8 protein-coding genes, 1 tRNA gene and 1 pseudogene are annotated in these 5,385 nt (G+C 68.6%); 4 read left to right on the forward strand and 6 right to left on the reverse strand.

All coding sequences use genetic code 11. The features are described from left to right. Window positions 1–34: 34 nt before the first annotated feature. From ACFV6I_RS19355 to ACFV6I_RS19380, 6 genes are all read right to left on the reverse strand, one after another. Window positions 35–118, reverse strand: a tRNA-Leu gene (locus ACFV6I_RS19355). A gap of 61 nt (window positions 119–179) precedes the next feature. Then, window positions 180–1,508: a hypothetical protein gene (locus ACFV6I_RS19360; RefSeq protein ID WP_107452929.1), complete on the reverse strand. Its 1,329-nt coding sequence runs from the start codon at window positions 1,506–1,508 to the stop codon at window positions 180–182. A 132-nt stretch (window positions 1,509–1,640) separates the two neighbouring features. Continuing rightward, the gene (locus ACFV6I_RS19365; RefSeq protein WP_380426546.1) at window positions 1,641–1,832 is read right to left on the reverse strand and encodes a DUF397 domain-containing protein; all 192 of its coding nucleotides are present in this window, start codon (window positions 1,830–1,832) and stop codon (window positions 1,641–1,643) included. Between the two features lie 19 nt (window positions 1,833–1,851). Beyond that, window positions 1,852–2,100 (reverse strand): DUF397 domain-containing protein, encoded by a 249-nt coding sequence (locus ACFV6I_RS19370; protein WP_380426548.1) that lies wholly within the window; start codon window positions 2,098–2,100, stop codon window positions 1,852–1,854. Window positions 2,101–2,121: 21 nt separating this feature from the next. Next, window positions 2,122–2,259 (reverse strand): DUF397 domain-containing protein, encoded by a 138-nt coding sequence (locus tag ACFV6I_RS19375; protein ID WP_380344718.1) that lies wholly within the window; start codon window positions 2,257–2,259, stop codon window positions 2,122–2,124. Continuing rightward, complete coding sequence (locus ACFV6I_RS19380; protein ID WP_380426550.1) at window positions 2,216–3,163, reverse strand: helix-turn-helix domain-containing protein; 948 nt, start codon at window positions 3,161–3,163, stop codon at window positions 2,216–2,218. The genes ACFV6I_RS19375 and ACFV6I_RS19380 overlap by 44 nt, the downstream gene beginning before the upstream one ends. Before the next feature lie 161 nt (window positions 3,164–3,324). Here ACFV6I_RS19380 and ACFV6I_RS19385 point away from each other — a divergent pair, with 161 nt between their 5' ends. From ACFV6I_RS19385 to ACFV6I_RS19400, 4 genes and pseudogenes are all read left to right on the forward strand, one after another. Continuing rightward, entirely contained in the window at window positions 3,325–3,780 is a 456-nt protein-coding gene (locus ACFV6I_RS19385) for an ATP-binding protein (RefSeq protein ID WP_380426552.1), read from the forward strand. A gap of 13 nt (window positions 3,781–3,793) precedes the next feature. Then, window positions 3,794–4,354, forward strand: a complete 561-nt coding sequence (locus ACFV6I_RS19390; RefSeq protein WP_380426554.1) for a hypothetical protein — start codon at window positions 3,794–3,796, stop codon at window positions 4,352–4,354. Between the two features lie 275 nt (window positions 4,355–4,629). Continuing rightward, window positions 4,630–5,004 (forward strand): annotated as a pseudogene (locus ACFV6I_RS19395) (IS982 family transposase); the annotation flags it as partial. A gap of 21 nt (window positions 5,005–5,025) precedes the next feature. Then, window positions 5,026–5,253, forward strand: a complete 228-nt coding sequence (locus ACFV6I_RS19400) for a hypothetical protein (RefSeq protein WP_380426556.1) — start codon at window positions 5,026–5,028, stop codon at window positions 5,251–5,253. The last annotated feature ends 132 nt before the right edge of the window (window positions 5,254–5,385 follow it).

Raw genomic sequence — 5,385 nt, forward strand, 5'->3', positions numbered from 1 at the left:
TGTTCTGTGGCCCCCCCCCCCCCCCGTTCATATGTGCGCGAGGGGGGAGTTGAACCCCCACGCCCTTTCGGGCACTGGAACCTGAATCCAGCGCGTCTGCCTATTCCGCCACCCGCGCATCTGGGTGATGTGGAATAGCTTAGCCCATCCGCGGGGGTGCTCCGAACCAGGTGGGAGGGTCAGTAGCTGAGCTGCTCGACGATCCAGTCGACCAGCACGCGGGAGACGTGGCTGTGCTCGGTGTTGGCGTCGTCGAACTTCACGGCGTCCAGGTGGCCGTTCTCCAGGGCGGCGTCGGTGATCGCGGCGGCCGGGTCGACGTCCCACTTCACCGGGTCGAAGTCCAGCGCCACCGCACTGACGGCCGGCACGAAGGTGCCGCTGCGGTAGTCCTCGGAGATCTTCGCCTTGAGCGCGTCCGCGACCTTGCCGAAGGAGTCCAGGGTCCCGCCGGGCACGGCGTCCAGCGCCGGGACGTCGCTGGTGGTGCTGCGGCGCACAGCCAGGCCGAGGTGCATGCCGCCGATCCGCTGCTTGTCGCCCTTGTTCGGCTGGAAGCGGGCCGTGGCGCTGGCGATCAGCGCCTGCCAGTCGAAGGCCACCTCGCCCGCCGGCAGCGGGAGACCGGCCCCGTCGCGGCGGCCGTTGGAGACGCCGAGCTTGCGCGGGATCTGCGGGAAGTTGCCGACCCGCGCGAGATCGGCGAGGAACTCCTTGCGCAGGTCGCTGGAGGTGGCCACCGGGCCGGAGTACTTGGCGTTCTCGACCCACGCCCAGAGCAGTTGCTGAGCGGCGGGGCTGCGGATCAGGTCGGCCTGCTTGACGCCGTCCGGCCCGGCCGGGGTGTAGTCCTCGAAGAAGTACGCCATCTGCTGGAGGACGAGCGGGATCCAGGCACCGTTGTGCGGCGAGTCGAAGGAGAGGTACGTCCCCGTCTGGTGGTCCATCCGCTCGGTCTCCAGCTTGGCGAGCGCGTAGCGGGTGATGATGCCGCCCATGCTCACCCCGCCGACGGTCAGCCGCTCGTCACCGATGCGCTCCGCGATGGACCGGAAGACGGCGTCGATCACGACCCCGGCGTTGGCCTGGATGTGGGTGTGCCGCTCGGTGAAGCCGATCAGCACGATGTCGTAGCCCCGGCTGAGCAGTTGGTCGAAGAGGCCCGGTCCACCGTCGGCGGCGGTGCTGAAGTAGGCGAACAGGCCGGGGAGGTCGCTCGGGCCGTAGTTGAAGCCGTCCGCGAAGAGGAAGGGCTTGCGCAGGCCGATCTTCGGGTTGGCGTAGTAGACCGCCGCCTGCCCGGTCGCCGTCTGCCCCTTGTACGGCGAGCCGGTCAGCTCCCACGTCACGTCGGCGTCGCGGCCGGCCCGCTCGCCCGACAGCGCGCTGGTGAACCAGGCGCCGGGCGAGATCGAGTTGGCAATCTCCGCCAACTCGGCCTTGGTGGGCTCCGCCTGACCTTCCTTGAGGGCCGTCAGGGCAACGTCGATACGGGGTTCTTGTGCCATGGAGGTACCGCCTCGGTCGATGCGAGCAGGTCATGTGCGCACAGTGATCGACCGTAGTGGCCTGGTTACTCAAGGCACCACCGACGCACCGGAACTGATCGAAATCGTTCGGGTGCGACAGGGGATGACCGGCTAGAGCAGGAGCTCGCCGGCCCGGACAGCGGCGATGAAGGAGTCCCAGGAGGCGGCGGGGAAGACGAGGGCCGGGCCGTCGGGATCCTTCGAGTCACGCACCGGGACGGCGTCGGGAAGGAAGCCGGGGGCCACCTCGATGCAGTTGCCTCCGTTGCTGCCGCTGTAGCTGCTCTTGCGCCAGGTCACCATCGCCAGCTCCTCGGAGGTCTTACGTCGGGAAGTCGCCCTCGCGGACTGCCCGCACGAAGGCTTCCCAGGCGACGGCCGGGAAAACGAGGGCCGGGCCGTCGGGGTCCTTCGAGTCACGCACCGGGACCGCGTCGGGAAGGAATCCGGGGGCCACCTCGATGCAGTTGCCACCGTCATCGTGGCTGTAGCTGCTCTTGCGCCAGGCGAGGGCGACCTCGATGCAGTCGCCGCCGTTGCCGCCGCTGTAGCTGCTCTTGCGCCAGGTCAACACAGCTGCCCCCTTGGAGACTTACGCCGGAAAGTCGCCCTCACGGACGGCCGACACGAAGGCTTCCCAGGCGACAGCCGGGAAAACAAGGACCGGGCCGTGCGGGTCCTTGGAGTCACGTACGGGGACGAGGCCTGGGAATCCGGGGGCCGCCTCGATGCAGTCGCCGCCGTTGCTTCCGCTGTAGCTGCTCTTGCGCCAGACCGTCGAGTCGAGCTCGTTCCTCGTCATCCCTGAACCCTTCCAGCGCGTCGGCGATCAGCGCGAGCGAGTCGGCTACTGGCAGTGCCGCCTCGTGGAGCAGATCATAGCTCCACCGATGCCGCACAACGATCGCCGGATCATCGCTGGAGTGCCCGCGATCGAGGCTCTCGGAGTAGACGCAGGTGCGGCCATCGGGCATCTCCAGCATCACCATGGACTTGTCAGCATTGGCCGGTCGACGCGTGAATGGCACAACCTGGACGATCACGTTCGGAAGTCTCGACACGTTCAGCAGGTGCTGCATCTGCCGCCTCATCACCTTTGGTCCGCCGACGACAGTTCGGATGGCGCTCTCGTCCAGAATCACCAACAGAGTCGGCCCATCCGACTCCAGGAACCGTCGCTGCCTCGCCAATCGAGCCGCCGCTCGCTCTTCGATGACTTTGGGCTTCCCAGCCGCATCACTGACCGCCAGGACTGATTCGGCGTATTCGCGACACTGCAAGAGGCCGTGCACGACGGCCAGCTGGAAGATCCTTGCAGCCACGGCCTCGGATTCCATGTCGACATGACTTTGAAACCAGTCCGGATGTTCAATCCCGGCGTTCCAGTCCACCCTCCCCCAGAGCCGCTTCAGCGCACCGCCCGTGTTGAGCAGTTCATCGGCCTTCTCCACCATTTCCGGCGGCATGCGGCGCTGACCGGTCTCGTACCGGGTGATGTTCGTCCGGCTGCAGTGCAGCAGCTTGCCCAGCTCTTCCTGGGTGTAGCTGGCCAGCTCCCGGTAGAACCGCAGCTCCTCGCCGAACAGCTCGGCCGAACTGGCCGTCAACTCCCGCTTGAACCGCCGATGTGCCACAGCCGGCCCCCTCACGCACCACGTGCCCCTGGCACCCGATTTCGACCATCACCGTACCTCTGGACACTCGATGATTGACACCAGAGCGCAATCATTCGCATGCACAGCGTGATTGCGCACTACCCTCGCGCTCCCCCATCCGCCCCCCGAGGTGCCCCGCCATGCTCAAAATCCGTACCGCCCACCGCCCCCGCCCGTTCGCGGCCCGCCTGGACTCCCGCACCGAATCCACCCCCATCGCAAGGCAGTTGCTCCGCGCCTACCTCGCCGCCCTCCCCACCGGCGACCGCTACCGCGACACCGCCGAACTCCTCCTCGGCGAACTCTTCGCCAACGCCGTCCAGCACACCGCCGACGCCCCCACCGACCGCCTCATCGAAATCCGCTTCGCCCTCGCCAACGACCGCCTCCGGCTCGAAGTCCACGACGCCGGCACCGGCCACCCCTCCCTCCACACCCCCACACCCGACGACGAACACGGACGCGGCGTCCTCCTCGTCAACGAGCTGGCCGAGAAGTGGGGCTGCTGCCCCCGTGCCGGCGGGGTCGGCAAGTTCGTCTGGGCGCTGATCGCCCCCGCACCCACCCCCACGCCCGCCACCCTCCTCACCGTCTGAACAGGCACCCACCATGCGACTGCCCCTCACCGCCCGCCACCTGTTCGACACCGGCTCCACCCCCGCCGACACCTACGCCACCCTCGCCCGCCACACCCGCGAACCCCTCCGCTCAGCCCGCGCCGTCTGCACCGCCCTCGGCATCCCCGCCGCCGAAACCCAACGCCGCCTCAACGACTGCTACGACGCCCTCCTCGCCACCCCCCGCCCCGGCACCGAGAACGACACCGGCGAACTCCTCGAAGCCCTCGGCGTGTTCGACATCCCCAAGACCCCCGACGACCGCGACCTCGCCATCATCGAACTCCTCACCACCGCCATCGACGCCCACGGCAGCATCCGCGCCGGCCACCAACACGGCCTCACCCGCTGGTTCACCACTGGCAACCTCACCACCGCCTACCTCTCCCTCACCACCACCCAACCCCACCCCACCACCGGCAACCCCACCCACTACTGGACCACCCTCACCACCGCCGGCGAACTCCTCACCACCACCACCCCCGACCCCCGCATCAAACCCGCCCTCACCCACTGCCGCACCCAAGCCCAAGCCCAAGCCGCACATTCGTGACGAGCGGGCTATGGCTTCACGTCCCACCGCCCCAACTCGTCCGAGACGCCCCATCGGAGAGATCCGACAGGCCGCCGCAGCCCAACTCGCTTGCGCCCCGGCAGACATCCCCGGCAATGTCCACCCGCCGACCGCCCAATGAGCATCTTCCAGCCCGAAATGGCCGGCCGCCCGGGTACGTATCTCGTTCACCAGGGTCAGGGCCTGCCACCAGGGCCGCAGTGGCCTGATTCTGCCTAGATGAATGATGCCAAGGGCTCGCTGGCGCGCATGACATGAAGCGAGGGAGTCCAGAGATCGGCATCGCGCCCCGGCTCAGTGATGCCGAGCTGGTCACCCTCCCCGTGATGCAGGCCCTTCTCGGCTTCACCTCCGAGCGCCGGTGGATCCGCCACGCCGATGCCCACCTGCGTCATCCCTTCCCGTACCTGCTCGGGCAGTCGGGCTACAAGCGGCGGTTGCGCAAGGCCGCCGACCTGATCGCACAGGTCAACCGGCTGCTGGCGACCGACACCTCGCTGTGGACCGACACCGTGTGGGTCGTCGACTCCACACTGGTGGAGTGCGGGCGCTCCCGCGAGACGGCCAAGCGCTCCGACCTGGCCGGATGGGCCGAGTACGGCTACTGCGCCAGCCACTCCCGGTTCTTCTGAGGCCTGCGCCTGCACCTGGTGTGCACCCTGCACGGGCTGCCCGTCGCCTTCGCGCGGCGGTGGCGCGCGCGGGGACTGCTGGCCGAGTTCCACGACCGGATGGGGGGCATGGTCCGCGAGGACGCCGGCCGCGACCCGGAGCCGACCGCCGCGGTGATCGACGCGCAGTGCCTGCGCGCGGCGGCCACGGTGCCGGCGTCCTCACGCGGATACGACGGCGCGAAGAAGGTCCCCGGGCGCAGGTGACGGTGGGCTCGGCGTTCGGTTAGGTCCTGTCCGGTCGATCTTGGCGGATCAGCCCGCGGCGTTGGGCGCCCGGCTGGGCGTGCGCCCGAATCGTCCTCGTTTTGGAGGTTCTTGGGGGAGTGGGGCGTGGGT

Origin of the sequence: Kitasatospora sp. NPDC059803, from assembly GCF_042732255.1 — a bacterium.
Taxonomy (GTDB): Bacteria; Actinomycetota; Actinomycetes; order Streptomycetales; family Streptomycetaceae; genus Kitasatospora.

What these genes read in the sequence shown, in the direction of transcription:
- ACFV6I_RS19360 (WP_107452929.1), bottom strand. Translation starts at nt 1,508, where the DNA reads ATGGCACAAGAACCCCGTATCGACGTTGCCCTGACGGCCCTCAAGGAA.
- ACFV6I_RS19365 (WP_380426546.1), bottom strand. Translation starts at nt 1,832, where the DNA reads ATGGTGACCTGGCGCAAGAGCAGCTACAGCGGCAGCAACGGAGGCAAC.
- ACFV6I_RS19390 (WP_380426554.1), top strand. Translation starts at nt 3,794, where the DNA reads ATGCGACTGCCCCTCACCGCCCGCCACCTGTTCGACACCGGCTCCACC.
- ACFV6I_RS19385 (WP_380426552.1), top strand. Translation starts at nt 3,325, where the DNA reads ATGCTCAAAATCCGTACCGCCCACCGCCCCCGCCCGTTCGCGGCCCGC.